18 protein-coding genes are annotated in these 21,582 nt (G+C 64.2%); 9 read left to right on the top strand and 9 right to left on the bottom strand.

Translation table 11 applies throughout. The annotated features are described in order from the left end of the window. Position 1: 1 nt before the first annotated feature. The 5 genes from GR303_RS01930 to GR303_RS01910 all read right to left on the bottom strand — a co-directional run bounded on the left by GR303_RS01930 (position 2) and on the right by GR303_RS01910 (position 5,586). Complete coding sequence (locus tag GR303_RS01930; protein WP_161721716.1) at positions 2-1,006, bottom strand: ABC transporter ATP-binding protein; 1,005 nt, start codon at positions 1,004-1,006, stop codon at positions 2-4. Next, positions 958-1,977: an ABC transporter ATP-binding protein gene (locus tag GR303_RS01925; protein ID WP_161721715.1), complete on the bottom strand. Its 1,020-nt coding sequence runs from the start codon at positions 1,975-1,977 to the stop codon at positions 958-960. The genes GR303_RS01930 and GR303_RS01925 overlap by 49 nt, the downstream gene beginning before the upstream one ends. Then, positions 1,974-2,885 (bottom strand): ABC transporter permease, encoded by a 912-nt coding sequence (locus GR303_RS01920; protein WP_161721714.1) that lies wholly within the window; start codon positions 2,883-2,885, stop codon positions 1,974-1,976. Before GR303_RS01920 ends, GR303_RS01925 begins: the two co-directional genes overlap by 4 nt. Next, positions 2,882-3,856, bottom strand: coding sequence for an ABC transporter permease (locus tag GR303_RS01915; protein WP_161721713.1), 975 nt, complete (start codon positions 3,854-3,856; stop codon positions 2,882-2,884). The genes GR303_RS01920 and GR303_RS01915 overlap by 4 nt, the downstream gene beginning before the upstream one ends. 149 nt (positions 3,857-4,005) lie before the next feature. After that, positions 4,006-5,586 (bottom strand): ABC transporter substrate-binding protein, encoded by a 1,581-nt coding sequence (locus GR303_RS01910; RefSeq protein ID WP_161721712.1) that lies wholly within the window; start codon positions 5,584-5,586, stop codon positions 4,006-4,008. A gap of 114 nt (positions 5,587-5,700) precedes the next feature. On the opposite strand from GR303_RS01910, the gene GR303_RS01905 reads away from it, so the two are divergent. From GR303_RS01905 to GR303_RS01865, 9 genes are all read left to right on the top strand, one after another. After that, a complete protein-coding gene (locus GR303_RS01905; RefSeq protein ID WP_161721711.1) occupies positions 5,701-6,759 on the top strand; it encodes a GntR family transcriptional regulator in 1,059 nt (352 codons plus the stop codon). After that, complete coding sequence (locus tag GR303_RS01900; RefSeq protein WP_161721710.1) at positions 6,756-7,451, top strand: creatininase family protein; 696 nt, start codon at positions 6,756-6,758, stop codon at positions 7,449-7,451. The genes GR303_RS01905 and GR303_RS01900 overlap by 4 nt, the downstream gene beginning before the upstream one ends. After that, positions 7,451-8,467, top strand: a complete 1,017-nt coding sequence (locus GR303_RS01895) for a ketopantoate reductase family protein (RefSeq protein ID WP_161721709.1) — start codon at positions 7,451-7,453, stop codon at positions 8,465-8,467. Before GR303_RS01900 ends, GR303_RS01895 begins: the two co-directional genes overlap by 1 nt. Next, positions 8,464-9,219: an SDR family NAD(P)-dependent oxidoreductase gene (locus GR303_RS01890; RefSeq protein ID WP_161721708.1), complete on the top strand. Its 756-nt coding sequence runs from the start codon at positions 8,464-8,466 to the stop codon at positions 9,217-9,219. Before GR303_RS01895 ends, GR303_RS01890 begins: the two co-directional genes overlap by 4 nt. Positions 9,220-9,266: 47 nt before the next feature. After that, the gene (locus GR303_RS01885; RefSeq protein WP_161721707.1) at positions 9,267-10,163 is read left to right on the top strand and encodes a polysaccharide deacetylase family protein; all 897 of its coding nucleotides are present in this window, start codon (positions 9,267-9,269) and stop codon (positions 10,161-10,163) included. Next, entirely contained in the window at positions 10,160-11,221 is a 1,062-nt protein-coding gene (locus GR303_RS01880; RefSeq protein WP_161721706.1) for a P1 family peptidase, read from the top strand. Before GR303_RS01885 ends, GR303_RS01880 begins: the two co-directional genes overlap by 4 nt. Then, positions 11,218-12,189, top strand: coding sequence for an isoaspartyl peptidase/L-asparaginase family protein (locus GR303_RS01875; RefSeq protein ID WP_161721705.1), 972 nt, complete (start codon positions 11,218-11,220; stop codon positions 12,187-12,189). Before GR303_RS01880 ends, GR303_RS01875 begins: the two co-directional genes overlap by 4 nt. Before the next feature lie 77 nt (positions 12,190-12,266). Continuing rightward, positions 12,267-13,121: an oxidoreductase gene (locus tag GR303_RS01870; protein ID WP_161721704.1), complete on the top strand. Its 855-nt coding sequence runs from the start codon at positions 12,267-12,269 to the stop codon at positions 13,119-13,121. A 124-nt stretch (positions 13,122-13,245) separates the two neighbouring features. Further along, complete coding sequence (locus tag GR303_RS01865; RefSeq protein ID WP_161721703.1) at positions 13,246-13,704, top strand: YbaK/EbsC family protein; 459 nt, start codon at positions 13,246-13,248, stop codon at positions 13,702-13,704. 63 nt (positions 13,705-13,767) lie between these two features. Here GR303_RS01865 and GR303_RS01860 read toward each other — a convergent pair whose 3' ends face one another. Genes GR303_RS01860 through bcsA form a run of 4 tightly spaced genes read right to left on the bottom strand, consistent with a single transcriptional unit; the run spans position 13,768 to position 21,329 of the window. Continuing rightward, positions 13,768-15,630, bottom strand: a complete 1,863-nt coding sequence (locus GR303_RS01860; RefSeq protein ID WP_161721702.1) for a hypothetical protein — start codon at positions 15,628-15,630, stop codon at positions 13,768-13,770. Continuing rightward, on the bottom strand, positions 15,621-16,682 hold the full coding sequence (locus GR303_RS01855; RefSeq protein WP_161721701.1) for a glycosyl hydrolase family 8: 1,062 nt from the start codon (positions 16,680-16,682) through the stop codon (positions 15,621-15,623). The genes GR303_RS01860 and GR303_RS01855 overlap by 10 nt, the downstream gene beginning before the upstream one ends. Positions 16,683-16,711: 29 nt before the next feature. Beyond that, entirely contained in the window at positions 16,712-19,132 is a 2,421-nt protein-coding gene (locus GR303_RS01850) for a cellulose biosynthesis cyclic di-GMP-binding regulatory protein BcsB (RefSeq protein ID WP_161721700.1), read from the bottom strand. Positions 19,133-19,181: 49 nt separating this feature from the next. Then, positions 19,182-21,329 (bottom strand): UDP-forming cellulose synthase catalytic subunit, encoded by a 2,148-nt coding sequence (gene bcsA / locus GR303_RS01845; protein ID WP_161721699.1) that lies wholly within the window; start codon positions 21,327-21,329, stop codon positions 19,182-19,184. Between the last annotated feature and the right edge of the window lie 253 nt (positions 21,330-21,582).

Below are 21,582 nucleotides of genomic sequence, written 5' to 3'. Positions count from 1 at the left end.
TCTACTCGGTGCCGCCGGTGTTGAGGTGGCAGGCGGAGAGCCGGCCAGGGCCGATGCCGGCCAGGGGCGGAGCCTCCCGCTTGCAGCGCGGGCCAGCGAAGGGGCAGCGGGGGTGGAAATGGCATCCGCTCGGCGGATTGAGCGGCGATGGGATCTCGCCGGCGATGGGGCGAAAATCCTTCTTGCCGACGCCGACCCGGGGGACGCTGTCGAAGAGAGCGCGGGTGTAGGGATGGTTCGGGCGGGCATAGAGCTCCGCAGTCGGCGCCAGCTCGACGATGCGGCCGAGATACATGATCGCCACCCGGTCCGAAACGTGGCGCACCACGCCGAGATCATGGCTGATGAAGATGCCTGTAAGGTCGAGATCGCGGCGCAGGTCCATGAAAAGGTTGAGGACCTGAGCCTGGATGGAGACGTCGAGGGAGGCCACCGGCTCGTCGAGCACCAGAAGGTCCGGCTTCATGGCGAGTGCGCGGGCGATGGCGATGCGCTGGCGCTGGCCGCCGGAGAACTGGTGCGGGAATCGTCTGCGGTAGCTGGGATCAAGCCCCACTCGCTCCAGCAGATCGGACACGTAGGCATCCGCCTCGCGCCCCTTGACGATGTTGTGCGCCACGGGACCTTCGGCGACCGTATCGCCGATCCGGATGCGGGGATTGAGGCTGGCGAAGGGATCCTGGTGGATCATCTGCACGCGCGTCGTCAGCTTCTGCGTGCGTCTTCCCTGCTGCCTGGCAACGGGCGCGTTGCCGAACAGGATCTTGCCGTCGCTCGGCGTATAGATGCCGGCGATCATGCGCCCGAGCGTCGACTTCCCACAGCCGGATTCACCCACGAGGCCGACGACCTCGCCTTTTCCGACGCTGAGGCTGACATCCGTCACGGCACGCACGATCTCCGTCGACCGGCCTGCACCGAGGAAACCGGCGATGCGTTCGCCGAGGCTGGGGCGCTTTATGAAGCGCTTCGATACGCGGTCGATGTCGAGGAGAGCGGCTGGCATGAAACGGGCTCGATGGGGTAATGGCAGAGGGCGGTGCGGCCGTCCTCGAAGTGCTGAACGGGCGGCGTGGTGGTGCAGGCAGGGCCGGCTTTGGCGCAGCGCGGCGCAAAGGCGCAGCCGGGCGGCAGGTTCGCCAGGGAAGGCGTCGATCCGGGAACCTGCGGGAGCTTCGTTCCTAACTCGTGCTCGGCCGGAACGGAGGCGAGGAGCCCTGCGGTATAAGGGTGGCGCGGTGAGGCGATCACGTCGGCAGCCGGGCCGCTTTCGACCACGCGGCCCGCATACATGACGCAGATGTCGTCGGCGAGGCTCGACACCACGGCAAGATCGTGCGTCACCCACACGAAGGCGGTGCCGGTCTCGTCCGCAAGGCGTCGAACCTCGGCAAGGATCTGTCCCTGGATGGACACGTCGAGTGCCGTGGTGGGCTCGTCCGCGATGATGACGGCCGGATTGTGCAGGAGGGCGATGGCAATGGCCACGCGCTGGCGCATACCTCCCGAAAGCTGATGCGGGTAAGCCTCCAGCCGTTCATCGGGGCTCGGAATTCCAACCTTGGCGAGGGCATCGCGAGCCCTTGCGCGGGCCGCCTTCCGCGATACCCTGTCATGCGCCCGCACCGCAGCGATCATCTGCGTTCCGATCTTGAGAACCGGGTTGAGGGTCATCATCGGGTCCTGGAAGACCATGGCGATCTGGGCGCCGCGCACCTTGCGCATGGCTTCGCCCTTCAGGCGGGTCAGATCCTTTCCGTTCAGGAGAACCTCGCCGCCCGCGATCTTGCCCGGCGGCTCGATCAAGCCGAGGATGGAGTAGCCCGTCACGCTCTTGCCGGACCCTGACTCGCCCACAAGGCCGAGGATGCGCCCGCGCCTCACCTCGAAGCTGACGCCGTCGACGGCCTTGAGAACGCCGGCCCGGGTCTGGAACTGCGTCTGAAGATCTTTGACGCGAAGGACGGCTTCAGTCATCGGCTGCGCCTCGGATTCAGGACGTTGCGAACCTGGTCGCCCACCAGATTGATGGCAACCACGGTCAGCATCAGGGCGATGCCGGGATAGATCGAGATCCAGTAGCGGCCCGACAGCAGGAACTGAAAGCCGTTGGAGATCAGCGAGCCGAGCGACGGCTGCGTCAGAGGCAGGCCGAGCCCCAGGAAAGACAGGGTCGCCTCGAGCGCTATGGAATTCGCCACCTGCACCGTCGCCACCACGATCAGGGGCGGGAGCGCGTTCGGCAGGAGGTGGCGGAACAGGACGTGGCGGGCGGGCAGCGGCGTCGAGAGCGCAGCCTCGATGTAATCCTTCCGCCGCTCCGCACTGGCGGCACCATGGGTGGTGCGTGCGAAGTAGGCATACTGGGCTGCCACCAGGGCAGCGACGAGCTGCATGAGTCCCTGCCCGAGAAGTGCGACGAGAACAAGCGCGAGCAGGATCGCCGGCAGGGAGAGCTGCAGGTCGATGATGCGCATGATGAGCGCTTCGACCCGGCCGCCGTAGTAGGCGGCAATGAGACCGACCGTCGTTCCGAGGATCAGCGCCAGGGTGCCGGCCATGACGCCGACGATCAGGCTCGTGCGCAGGCCGTAGAGGATGGCGGAGAGGATGTCGCGCCCGGCGGCGTCGGTGCCGAGCCAGTGCACGTAGCCGCCCGAGCCGGTCTCGCCCGGCTCCAGCCGTGCATCGAAGAGGTCGAGCGCCCCCTGGTTGTATGGATCCTGCGGCGCCACGAAAGGCGCGAGGACCGCCATGAGGATCACGACGACGACCACGAACAGCGCTGCGACGGCCACCGGGCTTTGACGGAAGTCGGACCAGAAATTGGAGAACCGGGTCCAGCCGGTCTCGGCCGGCAGAGTCAATGCGGCGGAGCTGCTCATGATGCGGCCTTTACGCGGATGCGCGGATCAAGCTGGCCGTAGATGAGATCGACCACAAGATTGATCATGACGAAGAGAAACACCACGAGGATGAGGTAGGCGACCATGACGGGCCGATCGAGCACGGTGATGGAATCGATGATCAGCTTTCCCATTCCCGGCCAGTTGAAGACCGTCTCCGTGACCACCGCGAAGGCAAGGGTCGAGCCGAGCTCGAGGCCGAAGACCGTCACGATGGGAATCGAGATGTTCTTGAGCACGTGAAGGCCGACCACCTTGCCTTCGGAGAGGCCCTGGGCGCGGGCGAAGCGCACATAGTCGGAGCTCATCACCTCGACGGTGCCGGCCCGCGTCAGGCGGATGAGGAGACCGAGCTTGAACAGAGCGAGGTTGAAGGCCGGCAATATGATGTAGCTCCAGCCTTCAAGCGACGTGATCGACAGGTTCATGCCGAACACTTCCGTCGTCGGGCCCCGGCCGCCCGAAGGAAGCCAGCCGAGCTCGACCGCAAACACCATGATCAGAAGCAGGCCCACCCAGAAGCTCGGAACGCTGAATCCGAGCACCGAAAAGCCCATGATCGCCTTGGCGGACATCGACTCCGGCTTGTATCCGGCCCAGAGACCCAGGGGAATTCCGAGCAATGTGGCGATCAGCATCGCCGTCAGCGCGAGTTCCAGCGTCGCCGGCAGGCGCGACAGGATGAGGTTGAGCACCGGCAGCCGGTAGATGAAGGACTCGCCAAGATCCCCGTGCAGCATGTTGTTCATGAAGATGAAATACTGCTCGAACAACGGGCGGTCGAAGCCGTAGCGCCGGATCAGCGCCTCGCGAAGCGCCTGGTCCGATGCCGGGTCGATCATGACATCGATCGGGTTTCCGATGGCATAGACGCCCAGGAATACGATGATCGACATGGCGATCACGACCATGAGGGCCTGCAGAACGCGTTGGATGAGAAAACCGATCATGCTGTCTCGTGCATCGAGTTCAGTTGTTCGGGAGAGGCGGGCCCAGGAGCCACGTCCCTCCGGAACTTGCATCGACAAAAAGTCCGGAGGGAAATTGCTTTCCCTCCGTAGGAAGCCAGCCGGCATGCGCCGGCTGGCCGGTATCGAGATCAGCTCTTCGGCTTGATCTCGTAAGCCAGCGTCTCCTGATCGACCCGGGCCGGAATGGTCAGCATCCCCTTCTTGGCGGCCCAGACCGTCTGGATCTGTACGGTCGGGATCAGCGCGCGGTCGTTCATGGAGATCTCCGTCACCTTCTCGAAGAGGGCGCGACGCTTCGCGTCATCCATGGTGCGGGCGCCTTCCTGCAGCAGCTTGTCCACTTCGGGATTCGAGTAGCCCTGCTTGTTGAAGGCGCCGAGGCCGATCTGCGGATCGGCCGTATGCACCAGGGAGCCGTAGGTGTAGCTCGCCTCGCCGGTCAGAGTGCCCCAGCCGCTCATCCAGAGCGAGAACTCGCCCTTCTGCTGAGCCGGGAAGAACACGGTGCCGTTGAGAGCGTTCGCGTTCACCTTCAAGCCGGCCCGGGCCCACATCTGCGAGAGCGCCTCGCACACGGCGGCATCGCCCGGCAGGCGGTTGTTGGTGCAGTGGAAGTCGATCTCGAAGCCCTTGGGATAGCCTGCATCCGCGAGGAGCTGCTTGGCCTTCGCCAGATCGTAGGGCTTCTCAGGCAGGTTCTTGTTGCCGCCGAAGAAATTGGCCGGCATCAGCTGGTTGGCGGGACGACCCAGGCCTTCGAGCACGACGCGCACGAGCGTCTTGCGGTCGATGGCGAGGTCCAGGGCCTCACGCACCTTGGGGTCGCGCAGCGGGTTCGCGTCGATCTCCTTGCCGTCGACCTTTACCTTGCGCGGCAAGGTCTCCTTCACGTTGGGGGTGAGGTTCAGGAAATAGACGGAGTCGGCCACGAAGGTGTCGACCGCCTTGTCCTTCTGCATGGCGGCGTAGTCTGTCGCCGGCACGTAGTTGACGAGATCGACCTGACCGGACTTCAGTGCCGCCATGCGGGCAGGATCACTCGGGATCTCCTTGCGGATGACCTTCTGCCAGGGCTGCTTTCCGCCCCAGTAATTTTCGTTGCGCTCAAGGACGAGGTCGCCCTTCGGCTCCCAGGAGACGAACTTGTAGGGGCCTGTGCCGATGGCGGCCTTGCCGGAGTTGAACTGCTCGTTGCGAGCCTCCATGCCGATGGACTTCGAAACCACGAAGAGGCGGATGAAATCGTTCGGAAGGGTCGGGGCCGGAGCCTTCGTCTTCACGTGCAGGGTATACTTGTCGGCGACCTTCGTCTCCGCCACCTGCTTCGTGTAGATGGTCATGCTCATCGGGCCGGTCACGACTGGAATGCGGTCGATGGAGAACTTCACGTCCTCGGCCGTCAGCTCCGAGCCGTCATGAAACTTCACGCCTTCCCGGATCTTGAACTCCCAGGTCGTGTCGTCGATCGGCTTCCACGACGTGGCAAGGCCGGGCTTCAATCCCAGATTCTCATCCGACATGACGAGCGTATCGAAGATGTGGCGCAGGGCCTCGGCCTGGCTGCCGAGCGTCGACCAGTGCGGGTCGATGGAGTCGGGGCCGGCGCGAAGGCCCATGGTCAGGGTTTGCGCCGAAACGCTCCCACCTAGGACGTTGCCGAGGACGAGAGCTGCGGCGAGCGCACCGCCGAGTTTGAACTTTTGTTTCAATTCACTTCCCCTCTTGCTAAGACCCTGGCTTTTCGTCCAAGGTGTTCTTATCGATTAGAACGGTAGGTCACTCTATTAAGAAAAGTCAACAGCACCGTGCCTAAACTCCAACCAATGTCCGACACCTACGAGGCTACCCGTTCTAACGAGGTGGAACAGACGCCCGACGAGCGCATCCTTGCCAACTTGGCAGGCGCGCTCGACCGCTCCCTTCCCGTCCCCTTGAGCACGCAGCTTCGCGGGTTGATCGAGTTCGGCATCGCTCTCGGGGAATTGCCCACCGGCCAGCGCCTGCCTTCGGTTCGTGAGCTGGCGGAGCGGGCCGGCATTGCGCACATGACCGTAGCCACGGTGTATCGGGAGTTGCGCGAAGCCGGGCTCATCGAGGCCAAACCCGGTGCAGGCACCTACGTGGGCGACGGACACAACAGCGACGGTCTCCGCTCGCACGCGATCCGCAAGATCCAGCGACGCATCGAGGCTCTGTTCAACGAAGCCGAGCAGTTGGGCCTTTCCCCCTCGGTGGTTTCGTCTCTCGTGAATGCGCGTGCTGCGCGCGGACCGGCGCCGACGCGGCCGCTCCGCGTTGTGATGGTCGGCAACTTCGTCGAGACGACGCAGCAATATGCGAACCGGATCCAGGACCATCTCGGACCGGACGATACGATCGTTGTGACGACGGTGGACGCCCTGCACAGGGGCGAGACCTTCCCCCTGCCCTGCGACATCTGCGTCACCCTCGCCCATCGCCGCGGTGAAGTTGAGCACCTCGTGCCGAGCGGCATTCCGGTCGTGGGCTTGAGCTTCATCCCGGCTGAGGAGACGCGGGCGCAGCTTGCCATGATCGACCCCATGGCCAGGGTGGGGATCGTGTCCATCTTCCCCGAGTTCACGGCTCTCATGAAGCCTGGCGTCCTGCGCTTCGCGCCTCATGTGTCCGATGTGCATGTCCGCCTGATCACCGCGCCCGATCTCGCAGCCTTTCTCTCGCAGGTAGACGTGGCGATCTACGCCAGCGGCGCCGAGGCGACGGTCAGGAAGCTGCTGCCGCCGGGGCGCCAAGCCATGGAATTCCGCTACGTGCCGGACCCGCATGCCATCCGCGTCACGCTGCTCCCCATCGTCGAGCGCCTGCGCTCGACCAGTGCTTCGCAAGAGGAAATGCCTTCATGAAAATCAGTGAGATGAACTGGCTTCAGGTCGAGGATTACCTGAAGACGGATGATCGCGCCGTGGTTCCGCTCGGCTGCACGGAGCAGCATGCCTATCTGAGCCTCTCCGTCGACAGCATTCTCGCTGAGCGCGTGGCGCTGGAGGCTGCCGAACCGACCGGCGTTCCGGTTTTTCCTGTTCAGGCCTACGGCATCACGCCCTATTTCATGGCTTATCCGGGCACCGTCTCGCTGAGGGCGGAAACCTATCTGCGTATCATCGCCGATATCCTCGACTCGCTCAAGCGCACGGGCTTCCGCCGCATCCTCTTCGTGAACGGCCATGGCGGAAACACCCCCGGCCATACGGCTGCCATCGAGTGGATGGGGCAGAATCCGGAATGCCGAGTGAAATTCCACAATTGGTGGAATGCCCCGCGCACTTTCGAGAAGGTGAAGGAGATCGATCCGGTCGCCTCCCACGCCTCCTGGATGGAGAATTTCCCCTGGACGCGCCTGCCCGGTATCGAGCAGCCGCCCCACCAGAAGCCGATGGTCGACCTGGAGCGCATGCGCACCTTCGGCCCGGAGGGAGTGCGCGAAATCCTCCAGGACGGCAACTTCGGCGGCTATTTCCAGCGGCCGGACGAGGACATGCACGCCATCTGGTCGGTGGCGGTCGATGAAACCCGTGCCTTGATCGAGAACTGGTGATGACCGAGAACACGATCCTGATCTGGGGCGCCGGTGCCATCGGCGGCACTCTTGGCGCCTATCTCGCCCGAGCCGGCGAGGATGTGCTGCTGGTGGACATCGTCGAGCCGCATGTGCAGGCGATGAACCGCGACGGGCTCCTCATCGAGGGGCCTGTGGAGACCTTCAGGCAATCCGTGAAGGCAGCCACGCCCGACGAGGTGACCGGACAGTTCAAGCGCATCATCCTGGCCGTGAAGGCGCACCACACCCGTGAGGCGGTGCGCGCCCTGAAGCCGCATCTCGCCGGGGACGGCACTGTGCTCTCGGCCCAGAACGGGCTCAATGAGATCGTGATCGCCGAGGAGATCGGCGCCGAGCGGACCATCGGCTGCTTCGTCAATTTCGGCGCCGACTGGCTGGAGCCGGGCCGCATCCTCTTCGGCAATCGGGCCGCCGTTGCGGTTGGTGGCATTGATGGCAAGGTGACCGACGCGGTGCGCGATTATCACCGCCTGCTGTCGATCTTCGAGCCGAAGGCGGTGCTGACCGACAACATCTGGGGTTATCTCTGGGGCAAGCTCGGCTACGGCTCCCTGCTCTTCGCAACGGCCCTGACCAATGCCTCCATGTCGGAGAACCTTGCGTCGGAGCGGCATTTTCCCGTGTACCACCGGCTCGGGCAGGAGGTGATGGCAGTGGCGAAGGCCCGGGGCGTCAAGCCTCTGGGCTTCAACGGCTTCGATCCCGACGCCTTCATGCCAGGCGCCGATGAGGCGGCGGCACGGCGATCCGTCGCCGACATGGCCGAGTTCAACCGGCACACCGCAAAGACCCATTCCGGCATCTGGCGCGATCTTGCGGTGCGCAAGCGCAAGACCGAGGTCGACGCTCAGATCGCGATCATTGCCGACCTCGGCCATGATGCCGGGATCCCGACGCCGTCCATCCGCAAGCTGGTCAGCCTCATTCATGACATCGAGGACGGGCGACGCGAGCAATCCTGGTCCACTCTCGACGAAATGCTTACCCCATGAAACTCGATTTCACCAATCGCCGCGTCGCCGTCACCGGAGCGGCGCAGGGCATCGGACGCAGCATCGTTCAGTCGCTCGCCGCGGAAGGCGCTCATGTCTGGGCGCTGGATCTCGACGAAGCCGGTCTGCGCATTGCGAGAGAGGCAGGGGCCAAGGCGACCCGCACCCTGGATCTCGCCGACAGAGGCGCCGTCAACCGCGCGTTCGGCGAGATGGCGGAGGATCTCGGCGGCATCGATATCCTCGTCAATTGCGCCGGCGGCGTTCGGGGTCAGGTGGCGAAGCTCCTGGAAGAGGTGAGCGAGCAGGAATGGCTCGTGCTGTTCGAGGCCAATGTGCATGGCGCCTTCTGGTGCTCGCAGGCGGTGGCCTCCCACATGAAGCGGCAAAGATTCGGCCGCATCGTCAACATCTCCTCGGGCGCAGGCCTGCGCCCGAGTCTCACCGGTATCCAGGCCTATACGGCCTCGAAGCACGCCCTCGTCGGCCTGACGAAGCAGCTCAGCTTCGAGCTGGGCCCCTTCGGCATCACGGTGAACAGCGTGGCGCCCGGTTTCGTGCTTTCGAATCCCGCGACCCAGCGTCAGTGGGAGAGCTACGGACCCGAAGGCCAGGCGCGCCTGATGGAGAGCATTCATACACGCCGTCTCGGTACGCCGCAGGACATCGCGAACACCGTGTTGTTCCTGGCGTCCGACGCCGCCGAGTGGATCTCAGGGCAGATCATTTCAGTGGATGGCGGCCGCTCTTGACCAGCCGCTCGAACGGTCGAGTATCGCAGATAAGGATTTGAAGTACGATGGACGATATGAGCACCCAGCCCTGGGCATGGAGCGAGCAGATCTGGCGCAGCAAGGTAGATCATGTGCGCGCCGGTCGCTCCATGAAGCCGCAGAAATGGAAGAACGGCGCGCGCTGTGCCGTCGCCCTCTCCTTCGACTCGGATCACGAGACCAACGAGCTGCGCGATGGCGGCAAGTCCATCGGGCGCATGTCCCAGGGCCAGTATGGCAACCGTCAGGGCGTGCCGCGGATCCTGAACGCCCTCGCCAAGCACGACGCGAAGGCGACGTTCTTCGTGCCGGCCGTCGCCGCCCTGCTCTACGAGGACGAACAGCGCCGGGTCGTTTCCGAGGGGCATGAGATCGGGATTCATGGCTGGATCCATGAGCTCAACAGCCAACTCCCCTACGAGGTCGAGCGCGACCTCATGTTCCGCGCAGCCGATACGCTGGAGCGCGTCACGGGCGTGCGGCCGGTCGGCCTGCGCACACCCTCCTGGGACTTCAGCCCGAGCACCTTGCGCATCGAGCGGGAGCTCGGCCTTCTCTACGATTCATCGCTCATGGCCGACGACGATCCCTACGAGCTGCTCGAGCACGGCGAGCCCACCGGCATCGTCGAACTCCCGGTGGAGTGGATCCGCGACGATGCGGTCTATTTCAACATGCACCGTTTCAACGGGCTGCGACCGTATACCCCGCCCACGGCCGTCTTCGACATCTTCCTGCGGGAGTTCGAGCGGGCCTACGAGGAGGGAGGCCTGTTCCTCCTCACCATGCACCCGCACGTCACCGGCTACCGCTCGCGCATCTGGATCCTGGAAAAGCTCCTCGAGGAGATCACCCAGCGCTCGGATGTGTGGATCGCCACCCATGCGGAAATCGCAGCTTTCGTGAAGGCAGAGTGCCCGTGAGCGAGCACCCTGCCCGCGCTCGCGATGCCGGTCTTGCCTGCGGCGATCTGCCGACAGGCGCGCTCAACGGCATCACGGACGTGCCCGGCGTGCGCGTCGGGCACAGAACCCTCATTGCACGAAATATCCGGACAGGGGTTACCGCAGTGATCCCCCATGCGGGAAACCTCTACCGAAAGAAACCCGTCGCGGCCGTTCATGTCCTCAACGGCTTCGGCAAGAGTGCGGGTCTGGTGCAGGTGGAGGAACTTGGCACCATCGAGACACCCATTCTCCTCACCAATACCTTGTCCGTGGGCACCTGCTGCACCGCCCTGGTGCGCCATGCCGTCGAGCATAATCCCGACATCGGCCGCAGGACCGCGACGGCGAACCCGCTCGTGTTCGAGTGCAACGACGGCTACCTGAACGACATCCAGGCCCTCGCCGTCACGGAAGCCGATGCCAGGGCTGCCATCGACAGCGCATCGCCGCAATTCGACGTCGGCTCTGCCGGTGCCGGATGCGGCATGAGCACATTCGGCTTCAAGGGCGGCATCGGAACCTCCTCCCGCCGCATCGACCTGGATGGAGGAAACTATCACCTCGGCGTGCTTGTTCTCTCCAATTTCGGGCGACCCGGCGATCTTCGGCTGCCGGACGGCAGGTTGATCGCAGGGCCGGAAAGCCCGGCAGATCGCAAGGATACGGAAAAGGGGTCGATCATCGTCATCGCCGCCACGGACATTCCGCTCAGCGACCGCCAGCTCAAGCGGGTTATCCGCCGCTCCGGTGTCGGACTCGCACGTCTCGGGTCGTTCTGGGGCCATGGCAGCGGCGATATCGCCCTGGGCTTCACCACCGGCACCATCCTCTCCCACGACGCGACAGCGGCCCTGGTCGGTTGCCGCATTCTGAACGAGAACCGAATCGACCAGCTTTTCGAGGCGATGGCCGACGCCACGCAGGAGGCTGTTCTCGATGCCCTCGTCGCGGCAGGCTCCATGGAAGGCCGCGACGGCCACCACCGTCCTGCCATGCTCGACTCCCTTTATCCCATCGGACCCGTGACATCATGACCAGCATCTCATCCGGCAACGACTTCGCCCTGGCAATTCATGGCGGCGCAGGCACGATCCTGCGCAACAAGATGACGGCTGAGCGGGAGGCGGCTTACCATGCCGGGCTGCGCCGCTCCCTCGATGCAGGGCGCGCGGTTCTGGCCGATGGCGGCAGCGCGCTCGATGCAGTCTCGGCGGCCGTCATGGTGCTGGAGGACGAGCCTCTGTTCAACGCCGGCCGCGGCGCAGTCTATACCTCTGCCGGTAAGCAGGAGATGGATGCGGCGGTGATGGACGGCCGAGACCGGGCAGCAGGAGCGGTCGCGGGAATCTGCGGCCCGCGCAATCCCGTTCTGGCGGCACGGGCCGTGATGGAGCATTCCGGCCATGTCCTGCTGATCGGCGAGAGCGCAATGGCGTTCTGCCGCAAGCGCGGGCTCGCCTTCGAGGAACCCGCCTATTTCTACACCGAGCAACGGTGGCAGGCGCTTCAGGAAACCCTCGCCATGCAGAAGAGCGGCACGGACGATCAGGACGAATCGCGCAGGCACGGCACCGTCGGCGCGGTGGCTCTCGACCGGCACGGCAACCTGGCGGCTGCCACCTCCACCGGCGGCATGACGGCAAAAAGCCCGGGCCGGGTCGGCGACAGTCCCGTCATCGGCGCCGGCACCTGGGCGGACAACGAAACCTGCGCCGTCTCGGCCACGGGCCATGGGGAGATCTTCATTCGCTACGCTGCGGCGCACGAGATCGCCTCCCGCATGCGTCATGCGGGCCAGTCCCTGGAGGAGGCATCGCGGGCCGTGGTGATGGACATGCTGGCCCCCGCCGGCGGCTCTGGCGGCATCATCGCCGTCGACCGGTTGGGCAACGTGTCCCTGCCCTTCAACTGCTCAGGCATGTATCGCGGCGTGGTCCGGGGAGATGGACGGCTCCTGACCGCGATCTACGAGGAGCCGCTTGCCGATTTCGAGCGCCCGTAAGGGAGGGCACGGGCTATTCGGCAACGGCCCATGCCCTATATGCCCCGCCTTCCCCATGCATGACACAGGAGCCTCCCATGCCGCTCAATGAGAATCCCGTCTGGTTCATCACCGGCTGCTCCACGGGCTTTGGTCGGGAACTTGCGCGCCTGGTGCTGGAGCGGGGATGGCGCGCGGTTGTGACGGCCCGCGATGCGGGGCGCGTGCAAGACCTAGCGAATGGTTACGAGGACAGAGTGCTCGCGCTCTCACTCGATGTCACGAGGCAGGACGAGATCGCGGCGGCCGTTCAGCAGACCGAGAGGCGGTTCGGCGCCATCGACGTGCTGGTGAACAATGCCGGATATGGCTACCAGACCTCCATCGAGGAAGGAGACGACGCGGAGATACGGGCGCAGTTCGAGACGAACGTGTTCGGTCTCGCCGCCATGACCCGCGCCGTTCTCCCCGGCATGAGAGCGCGCCGGCGCGGGCATATCGTCAACATCTCCTCTCAGGCGGGCTTCATCGGCTATGAAGGCTCCGGCTATTATGCCGCCACCAAGCATGCGGTCGAGGGTCTGTCCGACTCCTTGTCCAGGGAGGTTGCGCCGCTCGGGATCAAGGTCACCTGCGTCGAACCCGGGCCGTTCCGCACCGATTGGGCTGGCCGCTCGCTCCACCAGCGGCATCCCCAAATCGACGATTATCGTGAGACGGTCGGTGCAAGACTGGAGGCGACGGCTGGCTACAGCGGCAAGCAACCCGGCGATCCCGTACGGGCCGCTGCGGCGATCATCAAGGCCGTTGAGGCGGAGAGCCCGCCCAAGCACCTCGTTCTGGGCTCGATCGCCCTGGAGGGCATCCGGAACAAGCTGAAGGAGACCCTCACGGAAATCGAGGCATGGGCCGAGACGAGCCGTGGAGCGGACTACCCGGAGAACGAGCGCTAGGACACGATTCGCTCACATGCCAGGATCGCGTCCCTTGTGAGACGGTTACGTTTCATGGCAATGAATCGCCGTCGTCCTCACCGGTTCATCTTCCCTGATCCGCACCCAAAGGAGTCACTCGGCCATGAGCCTTGAGTCCGTCCGCGCCTTCCTGGCCCAGAATGCACCGGATATCGAGATCATCGAGATGGATGTCAGCACCGCCACCGTAGCCCAAGCGGCGGAGGCTCATGGCGTCGGGCCTGAGAGAATCGCCAAGACCCTGTCCCTCCGGGTCGGCGACAAAAGCTTTCTGGTGGTGACGAGCGGGACCGCGCGGCTCGACAACCGCAAGGTCAAAGCCGCCTTTGGCGGCAAGGCTTCCATGCTGAATGCGGAGGAGGTCCAGGCGCTGACCGGGCATCCTGTGGGAGGCGTCTGCCCTTTCGGCTTGGCAACGCCCCTGCCCGTCTATTGCGACATCTCCCTGAAATCCTTTGACGAGGTGGTTCCCGCCGCAGGTGCCATCCATACGGCTCTGCGCATCGACCCGCAGCGCATGGCCGATCTGGTTGCAGCCGAGTGGGTGGACGTCTGCCAGTAGATTTCGGAGCGCGGAACCTGCACCGGGGTGGAGCCCGGTGCAGGTGAGCGGCTGAAGCTGCGGTCAGTCGCCGATATGGGCCGGATCCAGGGCGGCTCCGGTATAATAGAGGCCATACTGGGTATCGCGGGTGGATTGCTTCCGGTCGAGTTCGGCGAACTTTTCGCGCGCCTTGTCGTACTGGTTCAGATGGTAGAGCGCCCAGCCGCGCAGCACTCCGAGGCCCTGGTCCTCCCTGGCAACGCCTGCCCTCCTGTCCAGGGTCGCGAGAGCCTCCCGGTAATGCCCGTTCTTGAACTGCTCCACGGCGGCATTGGCGAGTTGGCTCGCCTGCGACGAGCCTCCGCCTCCGCCGCCTCCGCTGCGCCGGGGGGCTCCGCCTTTCCCGGTTCCACCCTGCGGCTTGTCGTAAGCCTGCAGAGCGGCCACGGCCGCATATTGCTTGCCGAAATCAGTGACCGTCTTTCGGAACAGGGCACGATCGTTGATCCGGTGCGCCGCCAGGGCGAGGCCGAGAACGTTCGTTTCCTTCGCCTCCCAGGTGACTGACGCCTCGAACCACTGGCGCGCCTTGGGGAAGCTGTTCTTGTTGTAGTAGTACCAGCCGAGCGCCTGACCTCCGTTCGCCGACTTCGTCGATGAGACCATCTCCTCCATCCGCGCAAGCCGCGCCTCGTCGAAGGGGGCTGGGTTCGGCTGGGTGAGCGCCGTCGCGACGATCTCGACGAAGAGCTTGGCGATCAGCGGCGAGGCGTTGCGCCATTCATAAGCGAGGGCTTCGGCCTCTGCGAGCTGGCCCTGCTGGCGCAGCGCAAGCGCATAGCCTTCAGCAGATTTGGGCAGCCTGTCCCATCCCATCGCCAGCTTGAACCACTCCGCCGCCGTCGACCAGGACTTCAGGGAGTAGTAGTGCCAGCCGAGCAGGTCTGCGTCGTTGGACATCCTCTTCTGCTTGACGAGGCTTTCGAAGCTCTTGAGATCCGCAGGCGGCACGGGCGCCGCCGCAGGATCCGACGCAACAGCGCCGATCTGGCGGCGCATCAGATCGAGCTGCGCGGTTTCGAGCGCCTTGCCGTTATCGTTGCGGTAGCGAGCGGCAGCCATGAGCGCTTTCACCGCAGGAACGGGCAGCAGCTCCATGGCCTTCTGCACGGTTGCAAGGCGCTCCGCCGGATCAGGGCACCGGGTCAGGATATACTTGTAGAGCTCCTGCGCCCGATCCTCCTGGCTCGTCTGGATGAGAGCCTCTGCCACGCGCCACATGGCATCGACATCCGCGCACACCAGCATGGCGGGCTGAGCCTCCGCTATGGCGAGAACGCCATGAGCATCCTTCGCATCCGAGGCGGCGATCAACTGCAGGCGAACCTGTGCCCGATCGAACTCCCGCACGAGCTTCTCGGAGGGGCGCCAGTTCGGATCCGCCTTCCGGATGTTCTCCACGGCGATCCTGATCTCGTCGTAGCGCCCTTCGCCGAAGAGATCCCACAGTTTCTGCTCGACGGCAGGATCGCCGGCTTCGCTGAACAGGTCGCTCGGCGGTTCCCAGGACGGGTTGAGCGCCTTGATCCGTTTGATCTCCATGGCCACGCGCGCCGAGTCGTTCTGGGAGGCGTAGAAGCGCAGCGCGCTTTCATCCACCTTCGCGGAAGCGTCCCTTGCCGGGCGTGCCAGGGGCTGTGAAAGCGGCGCTGGGTTCGGGTTCGGACCCGACATCAGAAGCCCGCCCGTAGAAGTGCTCTTCGCGCCTGTGTTGTCCGGCAGCGGTGCTTTGAGGTCGAAGGGGGCTTCGGATGCCGCATTGTCGGGCTGGCTCAGCAGCAGTCCCGGCTGCTGGCCCGGTTTGCCTGCCGAGAGAGCCCCCGACGCGATGAGAACCGTCGAGCCGATGCAGCCGAGGAGAAGGGCCATGCGATTCATAGACATTCCGGATACCTTTCCTGAAGAGCGATCAATGACAGGATGTGAAGGGTGGTCGAGTAGTAGGTGTCGGCTTCGACCCGCCGCAGGGAGGGATGCAGCTTTTCCTGGTGCAGCGCGCATTTCGCCGCGGCCACCACGGCCTTGAAGCCGTTGCCGCCGAAGGTCTGAAGTGCGCTGCCCGATGACAGCTCGACCTCGAAGGGTCCGAGGTTCAGCTCGTCGTTCCAGAGACCCGCGAATGGGCGCAGGAGTTCGGGTGCGGTGAGCTTCGCCCACACGAGATAGAGCGGGATGCGGATCGCGTTGTAGCTGAACCGCGGCGGGAAGGCCTTGGCAGGAGCCGGAGGGCCGGAGCCGATGGCGATCCAGTCCGCCGGGAGGCGAAGCGGCCCGAACCGGCCCTCACGCAGCAGCTTCAGCCCCGTTGCCTGGAGCGCGGTCCAGTCCACTGTGGGATCGAGCCGCTTGAGCCGTTCGAAAGCTGGGAAGACCCAGTAGGACAGGTTGAGGACCTGGCCATCGGCGTGATCCTCCGGCGAAAAGCCGACCCGCCCAGGAAGGAGCGCAGGCCCGGCCGGAGTAGAGACGACATTGCCCTGCCCGATGGCGCGCACGATGTCCCGAGCAGCTTCGCGATGCTCCAGCGTTCCCCACCGGTCCGAGGCTTCGGCCAGAGCCCAGGCGATGAGGATGTCTCCATCGGATGCATTGTTCCTGTCGGTTACCTTCGGGGCGGAGCGTTCATCCCATTTCCAGGCTGCAAGGCCGCTGGCATCGATGTAGAGCTCCCGCTTCGTCCATTGCCAGATCTCGTCGAAAGCGGCACGGTCTCCGGCCCTGACGGCGATGAGCATGGCATAACCCTGCCCTTCGCTGTGGCTGATCCGGTTCACGTCGTCGACGACGCGCCCGCCCCGGACGAAGCGCTTTTTATAGGCGCTCCACGCAGTCTCGAGCCAATTGGAGGCAAGCCCAATCCCTGGCGCCTGCATCTTCTCGGACCCGAGACCGGCTCCCATCGCTCCCACCGGGATCGCAACCGCTGAGATGAGCATCGCAAGACCCATTCCAGCCCGTTTCACCATCATGACTCGCGTACCCCCGAGGAGCGCAGGGCCCATTGCATGAATGCGGTCATGATGACGAAGAGGCCGAGGAGAACTCCGAGGTAGATAGGGATGTTGCGGGACAGCCATCCGGCAGCGATCAGGCGGATGTTCTGAAGGCTCCATGCTTCCGTGGGCACGAGCAGGATATGCTCCGAGACACGGGTGCTGACCGAACGGTTGTTGGCAGAATAGACGGCCGCGTCCCCGACGAATTGCTGCCAGAGCGATCCAGAGAGGATCTCGGTCACGGCATGGGACAGATGTTCGGCGCTAGCCGCGACGAACACGGTCGTTGAGCTGACCCTCGGGAGCAGCTTGCCCTGCCATCCTTCTCCGAGTCCTTCCGTCCTCGCGCCCTGGGCAACCACGAGAGTGCTCGCCTCGGTGAGCGGCAGGTCCTCCCGGCGCCCTGTTTCCAGAAGGCTCGCGTGGCTCACCGATCCGGACACCAGCTTCGTGACCGATGCGAATGCCGACTTCACGTGATCCTGCAACCAGCCAGTGTTCTCATTGTCGAAAACCTTGAGCAGCTTGGAGGATTGCAACGGTGCACCGGGCGACGCGGCGAGCGTGAGGCTTCCGGTGCTGTCGACATTCACCCTGCCGCCGGGGCCGTTCGGGGCCAGTTCGACGACCTCTCCGACCGACGCGACCTGCACGCGAGGCATCGTCGCGGCGACGGCCGGCGCCCGCGTGGCGGGATGGCGCCAGATCCGCCGCAGCTTCTCCGGATCGAGGCCGGCAGCCTTGAGGGTCGCCTCAGGCATGTCGTCATAAGCACCGAGAGCGAGCACATGAGGCGTCCCCGCCGGTACCATGTCGAAGGCGAATCGGACCTTGGTCTCGTCGCGGGACACGCTTGCCATCTTGGCCAGCGCCGTCAATGCGGTCTCCACAGCCTCGGGGCGCGCCTTTGGCACGAAGACGGTGAGGTCCGCGGAGCGGGAGAGCCGCGCCAGACCGCCGGGAATGACCGACGAGATGTTGGGCAGGGCCCCGACCCGGCCCAGGCTGGGGATCGAGATCTCGGTCGTGCCGGAGAGAAGGAAGCGCTCGCGCTGATCGACCAGGGCCTCAAGCGAGCATTTCGCATCGGCCGCCGTTCGGGTGTCCGCTTCGAAGTCGATCGTGTTCAGTCCCGGCTTGAACGTGCTGATCGGCAGAAAGAAGGACCGCTTGCCGAGAACGTCGCCCGCGGCATTCGCCAGAGGTGCATCCGCAATCGCGGCGCCGTTCACCCGGATGATCATCTTGCTCGTGGGTAGGAGGCCGGCGGCATAGACGGCATCGGTGGACACAACGACGCGGTCGTAGTCCGCCGCCAAGAGATCCGACGGCATTTGGATGCGGACGGTCTGGCGGTGAAGACGTCCGCGGAACGGTTCGGACTCGCCGCCGAGATCTGCGAGGGTGATGGTCTCGCCCCCCTCGACCTGCCAGCCGCTTGCATTCTTCAGGGCGCGGATCCCAGCGGCCGAGCCCTGAGGCGCAACCTCCTTTGCCTGCTGCAAAAGGGTATCCAGGGCTGCGTCCAGCTCCGCTTCGGTATCGCCGGTCACGATCAGGGTCACGCTGCCGTTCTGCACGTCGTGCTGCAGGTGGTGGCGCGGACCGATCCCAGGAACCTTCAGGCCCATGGCGCGAGCGATTTCGGAGGCCGTGCCGACGATCACGTCTAGGCCAGGCTCGTTCTTCGCCTCCCATGCAAGCTCCACCCGGGGATAGGTGAAATGGCCGAGCATCACGGCAGCCTGTACGGCCCGAGCAGCGCGGCTCATCTCGACAGGCTCGCGATTGCTCGGCGTCCTCACCCGAATGGGGATTGTTCCATCCCGGCCGAGATTGACCGCAGCGATGTCCTGCAGGCCGCGGATCTCGCCCGAGGCCCCGGCGAAGGACAGAACGCTCTGCTCCGGCATCAGCTGGGTCCAAAGCTCGTAGGTGGAATTGACGGAGCAATCCACGCGATGGCTCTGGCGGACGCTCACGCGAACGGAGTTGAAGCCCGCCTGCAGAACGCCGACCGGCACGTTCAGGCTCAAGGTCTCCGTCTGGTTGGCGTTCTGGATCGCAGTCTCGCCGACGATAACGTCGTTGATCCTGACCGTGAGCCTGAAGGTCTCCGGCATCACCGAAATCGCATTGCGGTAGGCGAGCTGAAGTTTAGCCATGCGGGCCGCCTCGCCCGCTGTCAGGAAGATGGGAAATTCCCGGGTCGCGGCCTCGCCGATCAAGCGGGTGTCCTCCGCAGAGACAGGGAGCGGTCGGCTCCATTCAGGAGCGACAGGCGTGAGAGAGGCAATGCTCGCCGCTCCGGGAGCACGCGGAGCATCCAGGGCTCCGGCGTTGGTGGCAGCAAGCGACATGAGGATGGTGATCGCCGTAAGAGAGCGCATGGAATGCTCCTGAGACTGAGGAGAAGCAGGGAAAGGCGGATGCGATGGATTACGAGCCCTGGGCGGCAGGCGTTTCGGCAGTCCCTCCCCGCCGGAAGAGAGCAAAGCTCACCCCGCGGAAAGTATGGCCCAAGCCCCATGCCATCACTTCGGCCGTGGCGGCCAGGATGCTCCTTGTGCGCTGTCGGGCCATGCGTGCGTTGCGCAGCAGCCGCAGATCGCCGAACATCAGCTCGGAGATCGTGCGGTAATGGGAGGGCTGCAACTCGCCGAAGCCGAGGCCGACCAGTTGGCTGTCCTTTTCGAAGCGCACATTGGCAAGCCTGATCGGCAGGACGGAGCTGACCTCCCGTCCGTTGGGCGACGCCACCGCCAGACGCGCCTGAGACTGCATCCGCAGGGGGCTCGTCCCGGGGAGGCGGATCAGCATGCCGCCCTGTGAGACATCGAGGATCTGCGCCGTCAGCGAAATACCGTCGATCTGAAGCATTCCACGTCCCTGGGTCGGCACACGATGCATTTGGCGACGCTCACGGCGTTCGGAGACGACACCGAGGGCCAGCCCGGCCATGAAGAGGTTAAACAGGTTCCACAGGCCCGCGATCAGGAGGATCCCCGTCGATTCCGGCTCATGTTGCAGCCGGTAGATTACCGTGACCGCACCGGCGAAGAGGATACCGAAGATCAGGAAGTACGGCCATGCCAGGCTCGAGAGACGATCCTCGCCCGCCGATCCGCCCTTGGCAGTGACGTTGAAGGTGGGACGGCGAGGATTTTTGATGACGCTGAGAATGGCCGGCAGAAGATAAACCGACTGAACGTACTCGTAGAGCTCTGACACCCAGGGCCAGCGGAAGCGCCCATAGGCATAGCTCTGGAGCAGGATCGCGGCGGCGAGATAGGCGCAGGTATAGGCCCCGAACTCGCCGACCGTCGCGTTATAAACCTTGAGATTGAAGAAGATGTAGAGGAGCGGAGCGAAGATGAAGGTGATCCGCGGGAGCGGGAACAGCCAGAACATGCAGCTGGACAGATAGCAAGCCCGCTGCGCCAGGGTGAGGCCCCGCTTCAGCAGAGGGTTCTTTGTCAAAAAGATCTGCATCATGCCCGTGCACCAGCGCGTGCGCTGACCGATGAAGGCGGCGAAGGTTTCGGGCTGGAGTCCTGCAATCAGTGGCTTGTCCACATACAGGCTCCGCCAGCCCGTGGCATGGAGCTCGAGAGCGGTTTCGCAATCCTCCGTGATCGAGGTTCCGGCAAAGCCTCCCGCCTGCTCAAGGGCGCTGCGTCGAAGAACGGCGGCGGAGCCGCAGAAGAAGGAAGCATTCCACTTGTCGAGGCCCTTCTGGATCATGCCGTAGAACATCTCGTTCTCGGAAGGCATGCGGTCGAAGGTCGACAGGTTTCGCTCGACGGGATCGGGATTGATGAAGAAATGCGGCGTCTGGACCAGGAACAGCTTGGGATCCCGTGTGAAGAACCCGACCGTCTCCACAAGGAAGTCGCGGGCGGGAGCGTGATCCGCATCGAAGACGACGACCAGATCGCCCTTGGAATGAAGCAGCCCGTTGGAGAGATTGCCCGCCTTGGCATTCACGTTTCGCGACCGGGTCAGATACTCGACGCCGAGCTCGCGGCAGAGCACCTGCAATTCTTCCCGGCGCCGCAGGGCGGCATCCGCGATGGCAGGGTTCGCGGATTGCACCTTCTGGTCCGTTCCGCCGTCGTCGAGCAGGTAAACGGTGAGCTTGTCTCTCGGGTAGTCCATCGCCTTCGCGGCCGACAGGGTCATAGCGAGAAGGGCCGCATCCTCGTTGTAGGATGGGACGAACACGTCGACCGTGGGAGCCTCCACATCAGAGAGCCGCGGCGCACGGGGGCGCTGGATGGGACGGGAGATGACGAAGAGGCTCAATCCCAGCATGACCACGCAGAACATCTCCGCGGCATAGATCGTGATGCCGGGCACGAAATCCATGAGATTGTTCGTGTCCGGCAGGGTCGCGGTCGTGCGCCAATAGACATATCGAAGGACGAGGAGAGCACCGAGCGTGAAGAAGAGATGGCGCCAGTATCCCTGAAGGTTGAGAAGCTTGATGGCCGCCATCACCGCCAGGCACATCATAGCGATGGCCCATTGAGTTTCCGTTCCAACAGGCTGCAGAACGAGAAACAGCGCCAGTAACGATGTCAGCAAGTACAATCCGCGCGAAAGAAATCGCAGCATTGGCCCCCTCCGATGTGAGTGAAATTCACTGCAGGTGTGGCCAAGTTATGCCGGAATGAGACTCAGAAACTATTCCTCGAACAGGCTTATCTTGAAGTCAGAGTCGGTACTCCTGACGAAGCCGACAAAGCTTGGCCATTACCACTATTGACCATCTCATGGTGGTATTCGGATTCAGCGATCCGGAAATTAAGTCTAATCCTGAGGATGATCGAGGGCGAGG

Source organism: Microvirga arsenatis (assembly GCF_009910705.1).
In the GTDB taxonomy this organism is placed as follows: Bacteria; Pseudomonadota; Alphaproteobacteria; order Rhizobiales; family Beijerinckiaceae; genus Microvirga; species Microvirga arsenatis.
This window is presented reverse-complemented; position numbering and strand designations above follow the sequence as displayed.

Excerpts from the sequence above, each read along its gene's own strand:
- GR303_RS01930 (WP_161721716.1), bottom strand. The coding sequence starts at position 1,006 with ATGCCAGCCGCTCTCCTCGACATCGACCGCGTATCGAAGCGCTTCATA.
- GR303_RS01925 (WP_161721715.1), bottom strand. The coding sequence starts at position 1,977 with ATGACTGAAGCCGTCCTTCGCGTCAAAGATCTTCAGACGCAGTTCCAG.
- GR303_RS01920 (WP_161721714.1), bottom strand. The coding sequence starts at position 2,885 with ATGAGCAGCTCCGCCGCATTGACTCTGCCGGCCGAGACCGGCTGGACC.
- GR303_RS01915 (WP_161721713.1), bottom strand. The coding sequence starts at position 3,856 with ATGATCGGTTTTCTCATCCAACGCGTTCTGCAGGCCCTCATGGTCGTG.
- GR303_RS01905 (WP_161721711.1), top strand. The coding sequence starts at position 5,701 with ATGTCCGACACCTACGAGGCTACCCGTTCTAACGAGGTGGAACAGACG.
- GR303_RS01900 (WP_161721710.1), top strand. The coding sequence starts at position 6,756 with ATGAAAATCAGTGAGATGAACTGGCTTCAGGTCGAGGATTACCTGAAG.
- GR303_RS01895 (WP_161721709.1), top strand. The coding sequence starts at position 7,451 with ATGACCGAGAACACGATCCTGATCTGGGGCGCCGGTGCCATCGGCGGC.
- GR303_RS01890 (WP_161721708.1), top strand. The coding sequence starts at position 8,464 with ATGAAACTCGATTTCACCAATCGCCGCGTCGCCGTCACCGGAGCGGCG.
- GR303_RS01885 (WP_161721707.1), top strand. The coding sequence starts at position 9,267 with ATGGACGATATGAGCACCCAGCCCTGGGCATGGAGCGAGCAGATCTGG.
- GR303_RS01875 (WP_161721705.1), top strand. The coding sequence starts at position 11,218 with ATGACCAGCATCTCATCCGGCAACGACTTCGCCCTGGCAATTCATGGC.
- GR303_RS01870 (WP_161721704.1), top strand. The coding sequence starts at position 12,267 with ATGCCGCTCAATGAGAATCCCGTCTGGTTCATCACCGGCTGCTCCACG.
- GR303_RS01865 (WP_161721703.1), top strand. The coding sequence starts at position 13,246 with ATGAGCCTTGAGTCCGTCCGCGCCTTCCTGGCCCAGAATGCACCGGAT.
- GR303_RS01860 (WP_161721702.1), bottom strand. The coding sequence starts at position 15,630 with ATGTCTATGAATCGCATGGCCCTTCTCCTCGGCTGCATCGGCTCGACG.
- GR303_RS01855 (WP_161721701.1), bottom strand. The coding sequence starts at position 16,682 with ATGCTCATCTCAGCGGTTGCGATCCCGGTGGGAGCGATGGGAGCCGGT.
- GR303_RS01850 (WP_161721700.1), bottom strand. The coding sequence starts at position 19,132 with ATGCGCTCTCTTACGGCGATCACCATCCTCATGTCGCTTGCTGCCACC.